Here is a 20,364-nt window from a genome sequence, read left to right on the forward strand (position 1 = left end):
GTCAGGGACGGCGTCGCGCTTCGCCTGCGCAAGTGCTGCGGTCTGGCATGGGATGCGCTGAGCCACGGCGATCGGGGTTCGGTTCATGAGGGCGCCGCTTCCGTCAGGGGCACAGCAGGAGGTCGCGCGGTGCGGCAGCAGGTCTCAGGGCAGAACGCCCGGGTGGTTGGTCATCGGCCCGAGTTGGCCTGGCCAAGCGCGTCCGGGCGAGGCGTGCGGTCGCGCGATCCCGGTTGTCACTGCGACGCGGTCGTTTGTGCTCATCCTTTGCCCCGTCTGCCGGTGACATCTCGAAGCTACGGCGCGAAATTTACTGGTATGTCCCGTAATTAAGCAATTACTTACCACCGGGTCGTGCCGAGGACGGCCGGGACGCTTCCGAGGCGGCCCGGCAGCAAGCTGGTCGGCGTTGCGGACGCCGCGGTTGCGGAGCCGGCTCTGCTCGCCCGTAGTGCGTCTCCGCGGTCCATCTCAGGGCAGCCCCCGGCGGGCAGACAGCTGGCCGGGCTGCCCTGAGGGCCGGTCACATTCGCCAGAACAGGTGGTGTGTCACACCGCTCGGGCTGGGCACGACTTCCAGGTGGAACCGGTCGAGCAGCTCGTCGGGGGAGTCCCGGAGCCGCAGTCCGGACCCGAGCTTCAGCGGCGAGACCGCTACATGCGGGGTGTCGACGAGGTCGGCGTCGAGGAACTGCCGGATGGTGGTAACCCCGCCGCCGAGTCGGACGTCCTTGCCCTGCGCCGCTTTCCGCGCCTGCTCGAGGACCGTGGCCGGGTCGCCGTCGACGAAGTGGAACGTGGTGCCGGAGAGCGTGAACGACGGGCGCTTGTGGTGGGTCATGACGAACACCGGGGTGCCGAACGGGGGCTCGTCGCCCCACCAGCCGCGCCACTGGTAGTCGTGCCAGGGCCCCGCTGGGGCCCGAACTTGTTGCGGCCCCGATTCCGCCAGTCGAGACGTTGAAGTTCTGGACCCTCAATAGTTGTCGGAACGACGTCCCGCGGCTCAGCGGCGGGTAAGACGGGTGAGGGTGACGCCGTTGGGGAAGGCGGTGCGCTCGGCGACGTCGAAGGCGGTGGGGTCGAAGGCGCCGTCGAAAGCCGGGATCCCGGCGCCGGCGACCACCGGGTAGTTCTTGACCACCATTTCGTCGAGCTCGGGCAGGAGGGCACCCGCGAGCCGGCCGCCGCCGCAGAGCCAGATGTCCGGGCCGGTACCCTCTTCCCGCTTGAGCTCGCGGACGAGGCCGACCGGATCGCCCGGGACGACGGTGACGGCCGGGTCGACGTCGGGCTTTAGGGTGCTGGACACCACGTACTGGCGCAGGTGCGCGTAGGGGCTGGTGATCCCTGCGTCGAGGGCCGGACGATAGGCGCCCAGGCCCATGAGGACTGTGTCGAAGCGCCGGTTGGGCGCGTCGGTGAGGCCGGTGGCGGCGCGTAGCGCGGTCGGGACGGTCTCGGGGTACAGGGCGTTGGTCCAGGCCGAGTAGGAGGCGGTCTGCTGTTCGTCGCCGGTGGGAAAGAAGTCGTACTCGCCGCCGGGGCCCGCGATGCGGCCGTCCAGCGTGACACCGAAGTAGTACACGAGCTTTCGCATCACAACTCCACACGTAGTACTCTGGCTGAAGTGGTTTGAAGTTAGTACTACGGTTGGAGTGGTGTCAATGGTGAGACGGAACGACCAGCGGCGCGCCGCTCTCGTGGACGCCGCGATCGAGGTGCTCGCAAGGGAAGGCGCACGGGGCCTGACGTTCCGGGCGGTGGACACCGAGGCCGCCGTCCCCACCGGCACCGCGTCCAACTACTTCACCAGCCGCGACGACCTACTCACCCACGCCGGCGCCCGTGTCTACGAGCGGCTCCAGCCCGACGAGGCGACGATCGCCCGGCAGCAGACGGCCGGCCGAGACCGGGAAACGTACAAGGAACTGATGCGGGAACTGGTCAACCGTGTCGCCTCCTTCCGCACCGGCTACCTCGCACTGCTCGAACTCCGCCTCGAGGCCACCCGCCGCCCCGAACTGCGCAAGGTCCTCACCGAGCGGGTTCGGGCCGACGTCGATGCGAACGTCGCGTATCACGAGGCCTCGGGCCTTCCCGGCGACGCCACGGCCGTCAAACTGCTCATACTGGCTTTGAACTGGCTGATCGTCGAGCAACTCACCCTGCCGGATGTCTTCACGGAGGCAGAGCGCGAAGAACTGGTGACGGCTGCGGTCGAGCGCATCGTGGCGGCAGAGTGAGGGCTGTCCCCCGGGTGACCCGTCAGGAGCCCTGGTACACCCGCATCAGGATGTCCAGCACCTCCGGCTCACTCGGCAACCGCGGCGCGTTCTTCGTCACCGCGTCCGCCACCGCGCCCGCCGCGATGGACGGGAGCATGGCGCGGTCGGCGCCCAGGGCGCGCAGGGGCCGCTTGATGTCCAGGCCGGCGGAGATCTCCCGCACGGCCTCCACGGCCGCCCCGGCCCAGTCGCCGTCCGGCGGCTCGCTCAGGCGCATCGCCCGGGCCACCTGCTCGTACGCGGGCCGGGCCGCTTGAGCGGTGAATTCCATGACCTCCTCCAGTACGGCGGCCAGGGCGACGCCGTGCGCCGTGCCGGTGTGGGCGGTGAGGGCATGGCCGATGCCGTGCACGAGGCCGAGGCCGGAGAGGGTCAGGGCCTGGCCCGCGAGATGGGCACCCATCATCAGTTCGGCGCGGGCGTCGAGGTCCGAGCCGTCCCGGTGGGCGGCGGGCAGCGCCCGGCTGACCATGGTCACGGCCTGGGTGGCGTACGCGACGGAGAAGGGGTTCGCGCCGCGCGAGGCCAGTGACTCGATGCCGTGGACGAGCGCGTCGATGCCGGTGGCCGCGGTGGCGGGGGCGGGCAGGCCGAGCGTCAACTCCGGGTCGAGCAGGGCCACCCGGGGCCTGACGGACGGGTGGCCCATGTACACCTTGCGGCAGGCGGCGGTGTCCTCGATGACGCCGAAGCCGTTCGTCTCGGCGCCGGTGCCCGAGGTGGTCGGGATCGCGATCAGGGGAAGACCGTCGGCGGCCTCCCACAGGGTGTCGGCGTCGGCCGCCACCGCGTCGGGGTTGCCGACGAGCAGGGCGATGCCCTTGGCCGCGTCCAGCACCGAGCCGCCGCCCAGTGCGACGACCGCGGCCGGACCGAAGGCGCGGGCCCGCGCGGCGCCCGCGTCGACGTTGCCCGTGGACGGGTTGGGCGCCACCTCGTCGTAGACGGCGTGCTCGACGTCCGCGGCGTCCAGGATCTTCAGGACGCGTTCCGCGACGCCTGCCGCACGCAGTCCCCGATCGGTGACGACGAAGGCACGGTGGTGGCCGGTCGTCGCGAGCAGCTCGGGGAGCAGGTCGACGCGGCCGGCGCCGAACTCGACACGGCAGACGGTGTCGACGCTCAGTGGGGCGAGGTCCGCGCGCTGGGGAGGGGTGTTCATGGGACGGCTCCAGGATGTGGGACGGCTCCGGGATGTGGGACGGCTCCGGGAGGTGTCGTACGGGGCTTCAGAGCGTGACGGGCACGCCGTCCAGGGAGACGGCCGGGTTCGGCAGCCGGAACTCACGCCCCGCGAGGGACTCGTAGAGGCGTACCGGACTCATCTCGCCCGCGAGATCGCCGTGCTGCGCCTTCGAACGCCGGTAGATCTGCTCGACCAGCGCCGACAGCTCGGTGGACACGCCCAGATCGCGGCCGAGGTCGACGGCCAGACCGAGGTCCTTGCAGGCGAGGGCCATGGCGAACGAGTCGTCGTAGTCGCCGTCGGCGAGCACGCACATGATGTCGTGCTGCAGAAAGTTCGACGCGGCCGGGCTGGCCAGCAGGGAGCTGCGCAGCACGCCCAGGTCGACGCCTGCCTTGACGCCCATCGCGAGCACCTCGGACGTGGCGACCAGGTGGCTGAACCACAACAGGTTGATCATCAGCTTGACCGTGTAGCCGGCGCCGAGCGGGCCGACGTGAAGGATGCGGTCCGGGTCGCCCATGGCCTCGAAGGCGGGCAGCGCGATACGGAAATCGTCGTCCGCGCCACCGACGAAGATCTGCAGAGCCCCGGCCTCGGCGCCCCGGGCCATCCCGCTGACCGGCGCGTCGAGACGGCGCACCCCCCGCGCGTCCAGCACTTCGGCGCTCACGCGGTCGGCGGTGGCGGGCGTCGACGTCGACATGTCGATCCACAGCGCGCCCTGCGGCAGCGCCTCGGCCGCTCCGCCCCGCAGCAGCACCTCCTCGACGACTCGCGGGGTGGGCAGCATCGTGATCAGGAACTCCGCGTCCCGGGCGCAGTCCGCCGGCGTGTCGGCCCAGCGGGCGCCGAACGCGAGATGCTCGACGGCTGCCTCGGGCCGGGCGTCGTGCACGGTGACCAGATGTCCGGCGTGGATCAGGTGGCGGGCCATGTGCCGTCCCATGTTGCCCAGGCCGATGAAACCGATCCTCATTGGTGTCCTCGCTGCTGTTGAGAAGAGAAAGGGGTCGAAGGGCGCCTGCGTCAGGCGAGGTTGATCCAGGTGGTCTTGAGTGCCGTGTACGCGTCCAGCGCGTGCAGGGACTTGTCGCGGCCCGCGCCCGTCGCCTTGAAGCCGCCGAAGGGCGTGATGACGTCACTGGCGTCGAAGGTGTTGATCCAGACGGTGCCCGCGCGCAGCCGCCGGGCCGTGCGATGGGCCATCGTCACGTCCCGTGTCCAGACGGAGGCGACAAGCCCGAAGTCGGTCTGGTTCGCGATCCGTACGCCCTCGTCGACGTCACCGTCGTACGACACCACGGCGAGGACCGGACCGAAGATCTCCTCCTGACCGACCACGGAGGTGTTGTCGACCCCGTCGAGCACCGTGGGCGCGACGAAACTGCCGCCGGTCTCGGTGAGGGTCCGGCCACCGCCCATCAGCACCCTCGCCCCGTCCCGCGTGCCGCGCTCGACGTAGCCGAGGACCTTGGTGAGTTGGGCCTCGTCGACGATCGGACCCATCACGGTGGCCGGGTCGAGCGGGTCGCCGACGCGGAAGGTGTCGGCGGTGATCCGGCGTACGGCGTCGAGCAGTTCGCCCTTGACGGACTCGTGCACAACGACCCTCGATCCCGCGTTGCAGGTCTGTCCGGCGTTGTAGAAGATGCCCCACGCCACGGCCGAGGCGGCGGCCTCGATGTCGGCGTCGGCGAGGACCAGCTGCGGCGACTTGCCGCCGGCCTCGACAGCGACCTGCTTCCCGTTGGACTCGCCGGCGTACACCTGGAAGAGACGGGCCACCTCCGCCGAGCCGGTGAAGGCGATCTTGTCGACGTCGGGGTGCCGCCCGAGCGCCTGCCCGGCGATCTCGCCCCGGCCGGGGACGACGTTGAGGACGCCGTCGGGCAGCCCCGCCTCGGTGGCGAGCGCGGCCAGCCGCAGTGCGGCGAGCGAGGTCTGTTCGGCGGGCTTCAGCACGACGCTGTTACCGGTGGCGAGCGCCGGGCCCAGCTTCCAACTCGCGATCAGCAGGGCGTAGTTCCACGGCACGACCGCGCCGACGACTCCGAGCGGCTCGCGGGTGATCAACGCGAGCGCGTCGCCCGGCGTGGGCGCGATCTCGTCGTACGTCTTGTCGACGGCCTCCGCGTACCAGGCGATCGTCTCGGCGGTCTTGGCCACGTCGACGCGCAGCGACTCGGTGATGGGCTTGCCCATCTCCAGCGTGTCGAGCAGCGCCAGCTCCTCGGCGTTCGCACGGATCAGCTCCGCCCAGCGCAGCAGAATCCGCTTGCGCTCCTTGGGCGCGAGATCACGCCAGCGGCCGTCCTCGAAGGCGGTACGCGCCGACCGTACGGCCCGGTCGACGTCCCCGGCGGACGACGCCCGCACCTCGCACAGCACTGAGCCGTCGCGCGGCGAGACGCTCGGGAAGGTGTCGCCGGAGGTGGCGTCGGTGAAGGTGCCGTCGATGAACGGGCGGGTCTCGAAGGCGAGTTTGTCCGCCGCGGCACGCCACTCGTCGTAGGAGCGGCTCAACAGTTCCTCGATGGTGTACGTCACTTGATCCTCCAGCGTTCGATCGCGTCCTCGTCCAGCTCGACGCCGAGCCCGGGCCGGTCCGGCACTTCGAGACAGCCGTCGGCGTCGACCCGCACCGGCTCGGCGAGCATGAAGTCGCGGCGCTCGGGAGTCCAGCCGGGCGGATCGTAGGGGAACTCGAAGTAGGGTCCGCCGCCGACGCCCGCCGCGACATGCAGGTTGGCGAGCACGCCGATGCCGTTCGTCCAGCTGTGCGGGGTGAACTGACGGTGCTTCAGCTGGGCCAGTTCGGCGAGTGTGCGGGCCCGGTGCATGCCGATCGCGAGCACCACGTCCATCTGGTAGATGTCGAGCGCGTCCTCTTCGAGGTAGCGCAGCAGCTCGGTGAGGGAGGGGTGCATCTCGCCGGCCGCGATGCGCACACCGGGGTTCTCGGCACGCAGCCGCTTGAAGCCGTCCAGGTCGGCGTACGGCAGCGGCTCCTCGACCCAGAACACGTCCAGCTCGGCGAGCCGGGCGATGATCGCGCGGGTCTTGGCGAGGTCGGAGGCGTTGGCGGTGTCGCCCGCCATGCGCCAGGACTGGTTGAGATCGACCATGATCTGAAAGTCGTCCCCCAGCTCCGCGCGCACGGCCCGCACGGCGGCGACCCCCTCGTCGACCCGGTCCCGGTCGATACGGATCTTCAGCGCCCGGAAACCGGCCTCGCGCACCTTCAGCGCCGTAGCCACCCGCTCCTCGGGGGACTTCAGCTCACCGGAGGAGGCGTAGGCGGGCAGCTTCTTCGCCGCGTTGCCGAACAGTTCGGCGACCGGGCGGCCGTGCACCTGGCCGATGACGTCCCACAGGGCCGCCTCCAGGGGCCAGTAGCGGGCGCCGTGGAAGTTGGCGGTCTCGATCGCCTTCACATGCCGGGTGATCGCAAGTGGGTCCTCGCCGACGAACAGGTGTTTGTAGGTCTCGAAGCCGTCCATGAGGTCGCCGGAGCCGATGCCGGTGATCCCCTCGTCGGTGTGGACACGCACGATCGTCGCGTCGAAGTGGCGGCGCGGCTCGGGATCCCAGGCGGCCCGGAACGGCGGGTCGAGCTCCAGGCGGAGGCGGTCCAGCGTGATGTCGGTGATCTTCATCGGGCGAGTACCTCGGCGGTGGGCGTGTAGAAGGGATTCGCCGGTCCGTGCTCGGCCGCCGCCAGCACGTCCTGGACGGTGGGTGTGGCCGTGACGGCGGCCCGGACCGCGCCGTAGGCGGCGGCGCGCTGGTTGCGGAAGGAGGCGTCGAGGTCGTCGACCGCCGGGTCGACCCACACAGCGGCGATGATCAGCACGTCGTCGGCCTCCGCGGCGGGGACGAGGCCGTCCGAGACGGCGTCCGCGACCCCCTGCGCCAGGCCCGCCTGCGCGGAACCCCAAGTGGCACGCTGGTGCAGCTCGCCTTCCGCCGCCGCCTTGTTCACGAACAGCGTCAGCGGCCGCACCGGCACCGAGGGCCGCAGGACCGTCATGAACGGCACGTGCCCGGCGCTCGGCGTGGCCAGCGCGGTCGCCCAGGCCGTCTCGACCGGACCGCCCTTGCGGCCGATCACGACGTTGGTGTGCGCGGCGTTGGCGCCCGCACCGACGAAGGATTCGCCGATGAGCGCGGCCGGGGCAAAGGGGGAGGGCATCGCGGCTCCTGGACCTCGGGAAGCGGGATTCAACGGGTGCACGCACGGTGTGCAGGGGATGAACCTCGCAATCGGCGCAGTTCATCCGGCCCGATGCGGCGAATCTAGGTCGGCGGCCACCCCCTCGCAAGGCGCCGAGGGGAATCGAAACGCCGGTTGCTCTCCTGACAACTCCATGCCTGACCTGGGGGTTCCTCCACCTCCGGCCATGCCTACGATGGCGCCCGTGACGGACGACTCCACACCCCCTCGCGGTCATGGGCTGCGGCGTGACATCGACCTGCTGGAGGCGCTCGCCTCGGACGAGGCGCAGCACGCGGGAGGCCTCGGCGTGGTACGCCTGGCACAGCTGGTGGGCCGCGAGAAGACCCAGGTCTCGCGGGCCCTGAAGGCCCTCTCGGTCGAGGGGATCGTGGAACGCGACCCGGACACGCTGGAGTACCGGCTGGGCTGGCGGCTGTTCTCCCTGGTGGCCCGCACCTCACAGAGCCGCCTGGTACGGGTCGCCGAGCCGGTCATGCACGCGCTGTCGGCCGACGTGGAGGAGACCAGCCACCTGTGCGTGCTCAGCGACCGCGACGTCCTCACCCTGCTGTCGGTCTCCGGGCACTCCTTCCGCGTCCACGGCTGGGAGGGGCGCGGGGTGCCCGCCTGGCAGACCTCGGCCGGCCGGGTCCTGCTGGCCGACGCCACACCCGACGAGCTGTACGTCCGCTTCGGCACCACCGGCGAGATGCCCGTGCAGGAACTGTGGGCGCTGATCCAGGAGGCGAAGCGGCTGGGCTACGCCCGGGTCAGCGAAGAGTTCGAGGCCGGGCTGGTCGGTGTGTCGGCGCCCGTGCGTGACTTCCGGGGGCGGGTGGTCGCCGCCCTCAACATCTCCGCGCCCAAGTCCCGGCTCGGCGACCGCCTGGAGGTGGCGGGACGTACGACGGCCAGGGCGGCGCTGCGCGTGTCGACGCTGCTGGGATGGGAGCCCCGGCGGACCCGGACGCCCTGACCGCCGCGGTGATCGCCGAGTTGCCCTGAGAGCAACCCCCGTTGCGATCCGGGGAAGTGGCCTTGTCGGTCGTGGGACGCGCTCGTAAATTCGCCGCGCACCGGACAAGCCACCGTCCGGGAACGGAGAAAAGAGCAGCTCATGAACCTCGTCGGCATCGACACCCTCGCCAAGGCCCCGCTCGCCGACGGCGATGTGTTCATCGGCGGCCGCTGGCTCACGGCCGCCGACGGACGCACCTACCCCGTGGCCGATCCGGCCACCGCGACCCTGGTCCGTGAGGTGTCCGCGGCGGGTCCGGACGACGCCCGCGCGGCGCTCGACGCGGCCCACTCGGCGGCCGCCGGCTGGCGCGCCACCCCGCCCCGCCGTCGCTCGGAGATCCTGCACGAGGCGTTCCGGCTGATGATCGAGCACACCGACACCCTCGCCCGTCTCATCGTGCTGGAGAACGGCAAGGCCTACCGCGACGCGGCGGCGGAGGTCGGCTACGCGGCCGAGTTCTTCCGCTGGTTCGCCGAGGAGGCCGTACGCGTCGGCTCCGCCTTCGGTGACGCGCCCGGCGGCGGCTTCCGCCACGTCGTACGCAAACACCCCGTCGGTGTCACCGCCTTCGTCACGCCCTGGAACTTCCCGGCCGCCATGGCCACCCGCAAGATCGCGCCCGCGCTGGCCGCCGGCTGCCCGGTGCTGCTCAAACCCGCCCCGGAGACCCCGCTCACCGCCCTCGCCGTGGCGGCGCTGCTCACCGAGGCCGGACTGCCCGACGGACTGCTGAACGTCCTGCCCACCGACCGCGCCCCCGAGGTCGTCTCGGCCTGGCTCGGCGACGAGCGGGTCCGCAAGTTCTCCTTCACCGGCTCCACGGCCACCGGTCGGCTGCTCCTGGAACAGGCCGCCGCGAACGTGGTCAACGTGACCATGGAGCTCGGCGGGAACGCGCCGTTCGTCGTCTGCGCGGACGCCGACGTCGACGCGGCCGTGCGCGGTGCGATGGACGCCAAGATGCGCGGCGGCGGCGAGGTCTGCATCGCCGCCAACCGGTTCTACGTGCACGCCTCGGTCGCCGACGAGTTCACCGAGAAGTTCGGCGCCGCCATGGCCGCCGTACGCACCGGACCCGGCCTGGCGGACGGCGTCACCCTCGGCCCGATGATCAACCGCGCGGCCGTCGACAAGATCCGCTCCCTCGTCGACGACGCACTCGCCCGCGGCGCCCGCGTCGCCGCACAGGGGACCGTTCCCGACGGCCCTGGCCACTTTCACCCGGCGACCGTCCTCACCGGAGTCCCGGACGACGCCCGCATTCTGCACGAGGAGGTCTTCGGCCCCGTCGCGCCGGTGACCACCTTCACCGACGAGGACGAGATGCTGGCCCGCGCCAACGCCGCCGTCCACGGCCTGGCCTCGTACGTCTACTCCCGCGACGTCGCCCGTGCCCTGCGCATCGCCGAACGCCTGGAGGCCGGCATGGTCGGCCTGAACCGGGGTCTGCTCTCCGACCCCGCCGCGCCGTTCGGCGGCGTCAAGCAGTCCGGCCTCGGCCGGGAGGGCGGGCGCGAGGGCATCGAGGCGTTCTTGGAGACGCAGTACATCGCCCTCGACTGGCCTGCTTGATCCCCTTCACACGTCCCGCGCAAGCCCCTGCCCGGAGACAGAAAGACAAGGACCGCTCATGGCAATGACGCCTGCGACCGAGCACAATCAGCCCGCCACCCCGCCGACCTCCGCCACCACCGAGCGCGAGCGCCGCCGTCTGCACACCAAGCTGAAGTTCGCCACGCAGATCGGGCAGGGCATCGACGGCTACATCATCGGCGGCATCGGCATGGCGATGGCCGCGCTCACCACCGACCTGCACCTGTCCACCCTCATGGAGGGCCTGGTCGGCGCCTCGCCGCTGATCGGTATCTTCATCGGCGGTCCGCTCTTCGGCCGGCTCGCCGACCGGTTCGGGCGGCGCCCGGTGTTCCTCGTCGACATGATGATCTTCCTGATCGGTTCGATCCTGCAGTTCTTCGTCACCGACGGGCTGCAACTCTTCCTCATCCGCCTGCTGATGGGCGTCGCGATCGGCGGCGAGTACGCCATCGGCGCACCGCTGCTGTCGGAGTACGCGCCCCGGCACGGCCGCGGTCGGCTGCTGGCCAGCCTGGAGATCAGCTGGTACGTCGGCTACGCGCTGGCCACCGTCGTAGGTGCCCTGTTCGCCGACGTCGAGGGCGGCTGGCGCTGGTCCCTGGCCAGCAGCGCCGTCATCGCGGTGGTCTGCGTGTCCCTGCGCGGCGGCATCCCCGAGTCGGCGCGCTGGCTGCTGAGCAAGGGACGCCGCGAGGAGGCCGAGGCCCTGATCGACAAGTACGGCATCGAAGTCGACGTCACGGCCGAACTGGACGAGCGCAGCCAGAGCCAACGCGAGGGATTCCGGGCCCTGTTCGGCCGCCGTCACCTGCGCAGCACGGTGTTCGCCAGCGTCTTCTGGGCCGCGCTGGTGCTGCCGTACTTCGCGATCGGCACCTTCTGGACCCAGGTCTTCGAGGCCCTGAACATGGGCGACAACGCGGTCGCGGCGCTGCTCGTCTACTCCTTCACCGCCGTGGCCGGCGTGACGGTGGGCTGTCTGGTCGTCGACCGCATCGGCCGCCGCAGGCTGCTGATCCCGCCGTTCTGGATCACGGCCGGGTGCCTGGCACTGGTCGCCGTCTTCCCCACGTCCACGCCGGTCATCGTCTGCGGCTTCCTCTTCTTCATCTTCCTCAACGCCGCCTCCAGCGCGCTGACCGCGATCTATCCGCTGGAGGTCTTCCCGACCTCCCTGCGCACCACGGGCGTCGGCTTCGCGACCGCGATGAGCCGGGTCGGTGCCGCCATCGGCACCTTCCTGCTGCCGATGGGCCTCGACCGCTACGGGGCGCAGTTCGTCCTCCTCATCGGCGCCGGTGTACTCGCCCTCGGGGACTGGTGTCGCAGTTCCTGGCCCCGGAGACCACGAACCTGGACCTGGCGCGCGCCGCCCGCGCGGCCCGCGAGGACACCGCCTGACCGGGCCCTGGTGAAGGAGTCGTGTGCCCCCGGTCACCGGGGGCACATCCGACGGGCCCTCCGGGACGTCGATGCCATTCGATCGGTGCCGCGGCACCCTTGCTGACCCGCGCATTTTTGACAGGGCCTTGACAAATAAGCTCGATGCCGCCAGTGTGCAAATATCTCGCAGAGTTGCGCAATCTTCGATACGAACCACGCAATAACTCTGCACAAGAGCACCGCTGATCCATGCGGCAAGCGCGGCCGGCGCGCGCCTTGCCTGACTTCCCCCACCGTCAGGAAGGAAAGCTCTGTCATGTCCCAGCGCCCTCGCGCAGGGCTGCGATGGCTCACCGCACTGGCCCTGGTCGTGTCCGGGGCCGCGTTGACCGCACCCCAACGCGCGGCAGCCGCCCCCGCAGACCTCCCGCCCTCCGACTACCAGCAGGTGCAACTCGCCACCGGCGCTGCCGAGATGGGTGAACCCATGTCGCTGGCCGTGCTGCCCGACCGCTCCGTGCTGCACACCGCGCGCGACGGCACGATCCGCCTCACCGACGCCGCGGGCAACACCAAGCAGGCCGGGAAGCTGGACGTCTACACGCACGACGAGGAAGGCCTCCAGGGCATCGCCGTCGACCCCGCCTTCGCAACGAACCGCTATGTCTACGCCTTCTACTCCCCGAAGTTGAACACCCCGGCGGGTGACGCCCCCACCACGGGCAGCGCCGCCGACTTCGAGCCCTGGAAAGGGCACCTCAACCTGTCGCGGTTCACGCTGCGCAGCGACGGCACCCTGGACATGGCCGGTGAGAAGGTCCTCCTCGAAGTGCCCACCGACCGCGGTCAGTGCTGCCACGTCGGCGGCGACATCGACTTCGACGCGGCCGGGAACCTCTACCTGACCACCGGCGACGACACCAACCCGTTCGACTCCTCCGGGTACGCGCCGATCGACGAACGCACCAACCGCAACCCGCAGTTCGACGCCCAGCGCAGCTCCGGCAACACCAACGACCTGCGCGGCAAGGTGCTGCGGATCAAGCCGACCGCCGACGGCGGCTACACCATCCCCTCGGGCAACCTCTTCGCCCCCGGCACCGCGAACACCCGGCCCGAGATCTACGCGATGGGCTTCCGCAACCCGTTCCGGATGTCCGTCGACCGCGCCACCGGCACGGTCTACCTCGGCGACTACGGTCCCGACGCCGGCGGCACCGACCCGGGCCGGGGACCCGGCGGCCAGGTGGAGTTCAACCGCATCACCTCGCCCGGCAACTACGGCTGGCCGTACTGCACCGGCACCAACACCACGAACGAGACGTACAACGAGTACACCTTCCCGAGCGGCCCCTCCGGCGCCAAGTACAACTGCGCGGGCGGTCCCACGAACAACTCCTTCCGCAACACCGGCCAGTCCCAGCTGCCGGCCGCCAGGCCCAGCTGGATCAAGTACGGCCTGGACGGCTCACCGCCCGAGTTCGGCGGCGGCTCGGAGTCCCCGATGGGCGGCGAGGTCTACCGCTACGACCCCAACTCGACCTCCACGGTGAAGTTCCCGCAGTCCCTCGACGGCCGCTACTTCGCCGCCGAGTACGGCCGCCAGTGGATCAAGGCGATCGAGGTCAAGAGCGACGGCACGTACGGCACCATCGAGGACGTCCCCTGGAACGGCACCCAGGTGATGGACACCGACTTCGGCCCCGACGGCGCGCTGTACGTCCTGGACTACGGCACCGGGAGCAACAACGCGGGCCTGTACCGCATCGAGTACATCGGGGGCAGCAACCGCAACCCGATCGCCCAGGCCTCCGCGGACCGCACCTCCGGCGCCCTGCCGCTGACCGTGCGGTTCTCCTCCCAGGGCAGCTCCGACCCCGAGGGCGGGGCACTCAGCTACTCCTGGAACTTCGGCGACGGCACGACATCCACACAGGCCAACCCCAGCCACACGTACACCACCGCGGGCACCTATCGCCCCACGCTCACGGTCCGGGACCCGGAGGGCCTGAGCGGCACGGCCAGCCTGGTGGTCACCGCGGGCAACACCGCGCCGACGGTGACCCTGCAACAGCCACCGGACGGGCAGCTGTTCTCCTTCGGTGACACCGTGCCCTTCAGGGTGCAGGTCAGCGACCCCGAGGACGGCACGATCGACTGCTCCAAGGTGAAGGTCACCTATCTCCTCGGCCATGACAGCCACACCCACGCCATCACCTCCACCAACGGCTGCGAGGGCAACCTCACCGTCCCGGCCGACGGCGAACACGACAGCGCCGCCAACCTCTACGGCGTCTTCGACGCCGAGTACACCGACAAGAGCGGCCTGACCACGCACTCGGTGCGCACCCTGCAGCCCCGCCACCGCCAGGGCGAGCACTTCGGCGCCCAGTCCGGCATCCAGACCGCCGACCACGCCACCGCCGAGGGCGGCAGGACGGTCGGCTTCACCGACGACGGCGACTGGATCTCCTTCAAGCCGTACGTCCTCGCGGGCGCCACGAAGTTCACCGCCCGGGTGGCCTCCGGCGGAGCGGGCGGCAGGATCGAGGTGCGCGCGGGTTCCACCACCGGGACCCTGCTCGGCACCGCGACCGTGCCGGTGACCGGCGGCTGGGAGAACTACACCGACGTCTCCGCCAACCTCTCCGGCGCGCCCTCCGGCACCACCGAGCTGTTCCTGGTGTTCCGCGGCCCGACCGGGCAGGGCAACCTGTTCGACCTCGACGCCTTCACCCTCGGCACCGGCTCCACCACGACCACGCCGTGGGAGGCGGAGTCGTACAGCTCCGCCTCGGGCGTTCAGCCCGCCGCGCACGGCGCGGCCAGCGGAGGGCTGACCCTCGGCTACATCGACAACGGCGACTGGGCCGGCTACGCCTCCGTCTCCACCGCGGGCGCGACCTCGGCCTCCGCGCGGGTCTCCTCGGCCGGCGCCGGCGGCACCCTCCAGTTCCGCTCCGGTTCACAGACCGGGCCTCTGCTCGGCTCGGTGACGGTGCCGGTGACCGGCAGCTGGGACACCTTCACCACCGTCAACACCACGCTCAACGGCACCGGAACGGGCCCGCTGTTCCTCACCTTCACCGGAGGGACCGGCAGCCTCTTCGACGTCGACACCTTCACGCTCGCCTCCTCTACGACACGAAAGGGGTGATGACATGACCACCCTCATGCGGCGCCTGCGCCGTGGCGGCGCGGCCCTGATCCTGGCCCTGCTGGGCGCCCTGATCGTCCCGGCGGGCACGGCGCACGCGGCCTCGTTCGAGATCCTGGTGTTCTCCAAGACCGCCGGATTCCGGCACGACGCGATTCCGGCCGGCATCGACGCCCTGCGTACCCTCGGCCAGCAGAACGACTTCACGGTCACGGCCACCGAGGACGCCGGCGCCTTCACCACCGGCAATCTCGCGAACTACGAGGCGGTGGTGTTCCTCAACACCACCGGCGACGTCCTCAACTCCACCCAGCAGACCGCCCTGCAGTCCTACGTCGACTCCGGCGGCGGCTACCTCGGCGTGCACGCGGCGGCCGACACCGAGTACGACTGGCCGTACTACGGGCAGCTCGTCGGCGCCTGGTTCCAGAGCCACCCCGCGATCCAGCAGGCCACGATCAGGAACGAGGACCGGACCCATCCGGCCACCTCGCATCTGGGCGCGACCTGGACCCGCAGCGACGAGTGGTACAACTACCGGGCCAACCCGCGTCCCAACGTGCACGTCCTGCAGACCCTGGACGAAAGCACCTACAGCGGCGGCTCGATGGGCGCCGACCACCCCATCACCTGGTGCCACAGCCAGGGCCAGGGCCGTTCCTTCTACACCGGGCTCGGACACACCATCGAGTCCTACGCCGACCCGGCCTTCCGTTCCCTGCTGCTGGGCGGGGTGCGGTACGCGGCCGGGCAGGTCGCGGCCAACTGCTCGGTCCCGGCCGGCACCGTACAGGTCGAGGCCGAGTCGTACACCTCCGGCTCCGGAGTCCAGGTGGCCGCGCACGCCCCCGCCAGCGGCGGCCAGACCCTCGGCTACATCGACAACGGCGACTGGGCGGGCTACTCCTCCGTCTCCACCGCCGGGGCGAGGACCTTCACGGCGAAGGTGTCGTCCGCGGGCGCGGGCGGCACCATCGAGATCCGCTCGGGCTCGGCCACCGGCACCCTGCTCGGCTCGGTGGCCGTGCCGGTGACAGGAGGCTGGGAGACGTTCACCACTGTCACGACGACCCTGACGGGATCCGCCTCCGGACCGCTCTTCCTGAGATTCACCGGCGGTGGCGGTGCCCTGTTCGACATCGACACCTTCAGCCTCGGCGCCGAGCCCGTCTCCGGCACCCTGGCCGACGACGTCCACCTCTTCTACTACCCCTGGTACGGCAGCCCGGCGGTCAACGGCGGCTGGCGGCACTGGCAGCAGGGCGGCCGCACCCCGCCCGACGACGTCGGCGCCGACTTCTACCCGGCGCTCGGCCCGTACGACTCGGCCGACTACGAGGGCGCCGTCGCCCAGCACATGGAGTGGGTCGCCCGGTCGGGCGCCGGCGTGATCGTCTACAGCTGGTGGGGCCGGGACAGCTATGAGGACCGGCTCGTGCGGGGCGTGCTCGACGCGGCGCACGAGCAGGGCATCCAGGTGGCCTGGCACCTGGAGCCGTACGCGGGCCGCACCGCGGCATCGACGGTCGCCGACATCGAGTACATCAACAGCACCTACGGAAGCCACCCGGCCTTCCACCGCTCGTCGGACCACGGCGGCAGAAGCGCGTTCTACGTGTTCCAGAGCCTGCACATCACCGACTGGACGGCGCTGGACCAGGTCACCGACACCAGCATCGTCCTCGCCCAGACCACCGACACCACCAAGATCGCGCACTTCTCCGGCATGTACACCTACGACGGCATCGCGGGGGCAACCGCCCCCGGCTGGAAGCAGGCCGGCGACGACGCCCGCGCCAACGGCCTGATCTGGGCCCCGTCCGTCGCGCCGGGCTACATCGACGACCGGGCTGTGCCGGGCAACTCCACGCCCACCGTGGAACGGGCGAACGGCGCGGCCTACGACCGGCAGTGGACCAACGCCCTCGACCCGGCGATCGGCGGCTCACCGACGTGGGTGTCGGTGACTTCTTTCAACGAATGGCATGAGGGCAGTTCCATCGAACCCGCCGACTCGACACCACCCGGCGGTCATGGCTACCGGACGTACGACGGGGCCTACGGAATGACGGGCCAGGCGGCGGAGACGGCCTACCTGGACCGAACCGCGTACTGGGCGAGCCGTTTCGGGGCGGCAGCCCCGCGGTGACCCGGCCCGGCCTCGTGCACCCATGAGGGCGTCCGGCCGGCGCGGCCCGGCCGGACGCCCGACCGCCCAGACGAACTGTCCAGCCGCGGAGACGCTGCCGGGTCACCGGGACGGCGGGGGAGCGGCGGCGAATAGGGTGATCGCATGTCTGCCTCTTTGAGCCCTGCGAGAACCCGTGCCGGACTCCGTGCCTCGGCGCGCATATCGGCGGAGCTGCTGTTGGTCCTTGCGGGGACCGCGGTGGTGCTCTGGCTTCTCGGCCGTATGTGGTCAGTCGTCTGGCCCTTGGTCATCGGCTTGCTACTCACCACACTGACCTGGCCCTTCGCCCGGCTCCTGCGCCGTCACGGCTGGCCGCCCGCCCTTGCCGCGTCGGTGGTGACCGTGCTTTTCCTCGTAGTGGCCGTCGGCGCCGTCGCGCTCATCGCCGTCCCGGTGGCCTCTCAGTCCGGTGAGCTGACCGACGGAGTGGTGGAAGGCATCCAGCGGGTGCGGGAGTGGGCGGCGGGCCCGCCGCTGAACATCGGCGACGACCAGATCACCACCGCCCTGGACACCGCGACCGACCGTCTCCAGAGCAGCGTGGGCAGCATGCTCACCACCCTCGCCACCGGCGTGGGCACCGTCGTCAACGGAGTGGTGACGGCCGTCCTCGCCCTTTTCCTGATGTTCTTCTTCCTCAAGGACGGGCCGCGGTTCCTGCCCTGGCTCGCGCGCCAGTTGCCGGGGCGCCTCGCCGTCGACGTGCCGGCCGTGGCCGAGCGCGGGTGGCACACCCTCGGGGCCTTCGTGCGCTCCCAAGCGGCGGTCGGCCTGCTGGACGCCGTCCTCATCGGCGTCGGACTGTGGGTCCTGGACGTCCCGTTGGTCCTGCCGCTGGCCGTGCTCACCTTCGTGTGCGCGTTCGTGCCGATCGTCGGCGCCCTGTTCGCGGGTTTCGTCGCCGTACTCATCGCCCTGGTGTCCAACGGGCTGACGGACGCCTTGATCGTGCTGGCCGTCATCGTGGTGGTCCAACAACTGGAGGGCAATGTCTTCCAGCCCATGATCCAGAGCCGGGGACTCGGCCTGCACGCGGCGGTCGTCCTGCTGGCGGTGACCCTGGGCGGTAGCCTGGCCGGCATCGTGGGCAGCCTGCTCGCAGTACCGGCCGCCGCACTGATCGCGGTCGTCTGGGGCTACGTGCGCGAGCAGCTCTCCGAGCCGCCGTCGGCCCCGGAGGGCACCCCGGGCCCCGGGCACGGGACCGATCCGGAGCCCGCGACCGCCCCGCTCGCGTCCTGACGGGCCTCGCCGGGCACGTCCGCCGCACGTCCACCCGGGTCCCGCCTCGGGCGTTCCCGGCCTCCCGGCCGGCACATCCTGCGGGGCGCTCCCCGCACCGATGAGGTGAGCATCGCGGGCAGCCGCGGTTCGCGGCCCTTCCGACCCGGGGCAGGGACGGTCCGGCGGGAAGGACGACAACTGCGGCCCTGGCGCGGCACGTTCGGGGCCCGTCGCGCACGACTGGACGGTCCCGCCCCGTCGACACCCGCTGCGGCCAGTCCCCGCATGCGCTCGGCGTGCGTCAGTCTCGGGCGCCGACGGAATGCCTCACAGCCGCCGGACGCGCAGTACGCCGGTCAGCATCGGCAGAGTGAACTCGCCGTGGGCTGTCTCCGCTCTGCTCACGAGGAACGCGCGGATCCGGCCCAGCGTGGCCTGCTGTTCGCGTTCCGGCATGACCAGCACGCCCGCGCGTGTCGCGAGGGTCGCGACGAGAGAGTCGGCGGTGCGACGCTGCCCGTGCGGGAACTCGGCCTGCGCCAGCTGGTGGACGTGTCGCGCGGGCCGATGACCGCACTTCCGCTGACTTGTGCGAGCCGGCCACCACCCACTCGACCTGGTCGTCCAGGACGTTCCACAGGCCCACGGAGGCGTCCGGCAGCGGTATCGCCTCGGCGCTGCCCGGCAGGGCGTGGACAGCCGGCAGGCAGCGGCGCAGTTCGGTCAGCATGGCCGGGTCGGGCTCGACTGCGATATCGCGGTCCGGCCGGCGCGCCACGGGGATGCCGAGGGATGGCGGCGGTGTCGACGAGACCCTTGCGGCCACTGGGATCTGCTGCTTCCATCAGGTTAGTAAACCTTCCTGTCGATTATCGGCGATGGCCCGAGAAACGGAGTCCAGGTGAAACTGAGGCTCAATCTGTTACGTCCGGCCGCGGTGGCAGCCGCACTCGGCGGTGCCCTGCTCCTGACCACCGCCGTCCCCAATGGCCCCGCTCACGCGAGGCCCGACCAGCGGTCCGCGACGGCCGGCCGGTCGGCCGCGGCAGACACACCGGTCGGCATCAACGGACAGCTCAAGGTCTGCGGCACCAAGCTCTGCAACAGCCGAGGGAACCCCATCCAGTTGCGCGGCATGAGCACCCACGGCACCCAGTGGTATCCGCACTGTCTGACCAGCGGTTCACTCGACGCCCTGGCCCAGGACTGGAAGGCCGACGTCCTGCGCGTCTCGACCTATGTGCAGGAGGGAGGGTACGAGACGAATCCCCGGCACTTCACCAACCTCGCCAACTCCCTGATCCAGCAGGCGACCGACCGCGGCATGTACGTGATCGTCGACTGGCACATGCTCACCCCCGGTGATCCGCACGCCAACCTGAGCAAGGCCCGGCAGTTCTTCACCGACATCGCGAACCGCAACAAGGACAAGAACAACATCCTCTACGAGATCGCCAACGAGCCCAGCGGCGTGAGCTGGTCGCGGATCAAGAGTTACGCGGAACAGATCATCCCGACCATCCGGGCGATCGACTCCGACGCCCCGGTACTGGTCGGCACCCGCGCATGGTCCTCGTTCGGAGTCTCCGAAGGCGCCAACGAGTCCGAGGTCGTGAACAACCCCGTCAGGGCCTCCAACATCATGTACACCTTCCACTTCTACGCCGACTCGCACCGCGACGAGTACCTCGCGACCCTCTCCCGTGCCGCTGACGCGCTCCCCGTCTTCGTCACCGAGTTCGGCACCCAGAACTACGCCGGTGAAGGCGAGAACGACTTCGCCATGTCGCAGCGTTATCTCGACCTCATGGCGAGCAAGAAGATCAGCTGGGCGAACTGGAACTTCTCCGACGATCACCGCACCGGAGCCGTCTTCAAAACCGGGACCTGCGACAACCCCGGCTCCTGGGTCGGCACAGCACCTCTGAAGCCCGCCGGCGTGTGGATCCGGGACCGCATCAGGACTCCCGACACCTTCCCGGTCGGCTGACTCCGGCAGCGCGCGAGTCGGAGACGCCGCACAGGCCGACGGCGGCGCGCCCGGGGACCGGCCACGAAACTGCCGGACTGCCGGGCGCGACCGCCGGGTTCGCTTGTCC

At 70.7% G+C, this 20,364-nt stretch carries 15 protein-coding genes and 1 pseudogene; 8 read left to right on the plus strand and 8 right to left on the minus strand.

The window, feature by feature from the left end; all coding sequences use genetic code 11:
- Positions 1 to 523: 523 nt before the first annotated feature.
- Positions 524 to 939 (minus strand): annotated as a pseudogene (locus tag I2W78_RS39225) (dihydrofolate reductase family protein); the annotation flags it as partial.
- 67 nt (positions 940 to 1,006) lie between these two features.
- Positions 1,007 to 1,600 carry a dihydrofolate reductase family protein gene (locus tag I2W78_RS39230; protein ID WP_196465526.1) on the minus strand — a complete coding sequence of 198 codons (594 nt, stop codon included), beginning with the start codon at positions 1,598 to 1,600 and terminating at the stop codon, positions 1,007 to 1,009.
- A gap of 67 nt (positions 1,601 to 1,667) precedes the next feature.
- Here I2W78_RS39230 and I2W78_RS39235 point away from each other — a divergent pair, with 67 nt between their 5' ends.
- Positions 1,668 to 2,246 carry a TetR/AcrR family transcriptional regulator gene (locus I2W78_RS39235; protein WP_196465597.1) on the plus strand — a complete coding sequence of 193 codons (579 nt, stop codon included), beginning with the start codon at positions 1,668 to 1,670 and terminating at the stop codon, positions 2,244 to 2,246.
- 22 nt (positions 2,247 to 2,268) lie between these two features.
- Here I2W78_RS39235 and I2W78_RS39240 read toward each other — a convergent pair whose 3' ends face one another.
- The 5 genes from I2W78_RS39240 to fae all read right to left on the minus strand — a co-directional run bounded on the left by I2W78_RS39240 (position 2,269) and on the right by fae (position 7,669).
- Positions 2,269 to 3,450 carry an iron-containing alcohol dehydrogenase family protein gene (locus I2W78_RS39240; protein ID WP_196465527.1) on the minus strand — a complete coding sequence of 394 codons (1,182 nt, stop codon included), beginning with the start codon at positions 3,448 to 3,450 and terminating at the stop codon, positions 2,269 to 2,271.
- Positions 3,451 to 3,517: 67 nt separating this feature from the next.
- Positions 3,518 to 4,453 carry an NAD(P)-dependent oxidoreductase gene (locus I2W78_RS39245; RefSeq protein ID WP_196465528.1) on the minus strand — a complete coding sequence of 312 codons (936 nt, stop codon included), beginning with the start codon at positions 4,451 to 4,453 and terminating at the stop codon, positions 3,518 to 3,520.
- Between the two features lie 50 nt (positions 4,454 to 4,503).
- Entirely contained in the window at positions 4,504 to 6,024 is a 1,521-nt protein-coding gene (locus tag I2W78_RS39250) for an aldehyde dehydrogenase (protein WP_196465529.1), read from the minus strand.
- Positions 6,021 to 7,133, minus strand: a complete 1,113-nt coding sequence (locus I2W78_RS39255) for a mandelate racemase/muconate lactonizing enzyme family protein (protein WP_196465530.1) — start codon at positions 7,131 to 7,133, stop codon at positions 6,021 to 6,023. The genes I2W78_RS39250 and I2W78_RS39255 overlap by 4 nt, the downstream gene beginning before the upstream one ends.
- Positions 7,130 to 7,669 carry a formaldehyde-activating enzyme gene (fae, locus tag I2W78_RS39260; protein WP_196465531.1) on the minus strand — a complete coding sequence of 180 codons (540 nt, stop codon included), beginning with the start codon at positions 7,667 to 7,669 and terminating at the stop codon, positions 7,130 to 7,132. The genes I2W78_RS39255 and fae overlap by 4 nt, the downstream gene beginning before the upstream one ends.
- A 217-nt stretch (positions 7,670 to 7,886) precedes the next feature.
- On the opposite strand from fae, the gene I2W78_RS39265 reads away from it, so the two are divergent.
- The 6 genes from I2W78_RS39265 (at position 7,887) to I2W78_RS39290 (ending at position 18,283) form a co-directional block, all read left to right on the plus strand.
- Positions 7,887 to 8,669 carry an IclR family transcriptional regulator gene (locus I2W78_RS39265; RefSeq protein WP_196465598.1) on the plus strand — a complete coding sequence of 261 codons (783 nt, stop codon included), beginning with the start codon at positions 7,887 to 7,889 and terminating at the stop codon, positions 8,667 to 8,669.
- Positions 8,670 to 8,810: 141 nt separating this feature from the next.
- The gene (locus I2W78_RS39270) at positions 8,811 to 10,286 is read left to right on the plus strand and encodes an NAD-dependent succinate-semialdehyde dehydrogenase (protein WP_196465532.1); all 1,476 of its coding nucleotides are present in this window, start codon (positions 8,811 to 8,813) and stop codon (positions 10,284 to 10,286) included.
- A 58-nt stretch (positions 10,287 to 10,344) separates the two neighbouring features.
- Positions 10,345 to 11,817 (plus strand): MFS transporter, encoded by a 1,473-nt coding sequence (locus I2W78_RS39275; RefSeq protein ID WP_230887101.1) that lies wholly within the window; start codon positions 10,345 to 10,347, stop codon positions 11,815 to 11,817.
- A gap of 192 nt (positions 11,818 to 12,009) precedes the next feature.
- Complete coding sequence (locus tag I2W78_RS39280; RefSeq protein WP_196465533.1) at positions 12,010 to 14,850, plus strand: carbohydrate-binding protein; 2,841 nt, start codon at positions 12,010 to 12,012, stop codon at positions 14,848 to 14,850.
- Between the two features lie 4 nt (positions 14,851 to 14,854).
- On the plus strand, positions 14,855 to 16,999 hold the full coding sequence (locus I2W78_RS39285; protein WP_374222755.1) for a ThuA domain-containing protein: 2,145 nt from the start codon (positions 14,855 to 14,857) through the stop codon (positions 16,997 to 16,999).
- A 144-nt stretch (positions 17,000 to 17,143) separates the two neighbouring features.
- Positions 17,144 to 18,283: an AI-2E family transporter gene (locus I2W78_RS39290; protein ID WP_196465534.1), complete on the plus strand. Its 1,140-nt coding sequence runs from the start codon at positions 17,144 to 17,146 to the stop codon at positions 18,281 to 18,283.
- A 309-nt stretch (positions 18,284 to 18,592) separates the two neighbouring features.
- Here the strand turns inward: I2W78_RS39290 and I2W78_RS39295 are convergent, their stop codons facing one another.
- The gene (locus I2W78_RS39295; protein ID WP_196465535.1) at positions 18,593 to 18,730 is read right to left on the minus strand and encodes a hypothetical protein; all 138 of its coding nucleotides are present in this window, start codon (positions 18,728 to 18,730) and stop codon (positions 18,593 to 18,595) included.
- Between the two features lie 472 nt (positions 18,731 to 19,202).
- Between I2W78_RS39295 and I2W78_RS39300 the strand changes: the two genes are divergently transcribed.
- The gene (locus tag I2W78_RS39300) at positions 19,203 to 20,255 is read left to right on the plus strand and encodes a glycoside hydrolase family 5 protein (RefSeq protein ID WP_374222757.1); all 1,053 of its coding nucleotides are present in this window, start codon (positions 19,203 to 19,205) and stop codon (positions 20,253 to 20,255) included.
- Positions 20,256 to 20,364 lie beyond the last annotated feature (109 nt).

The organism is Streptomyces spinoverrucosus (genome assembly GCF_015712165.1).
GTDB lineage: Bacteria > Actinomycetota > Actinomycetes > Streptomycetales > Streptomycetaceae > Streptomyces > Streptomyces spinoverrucosus_A.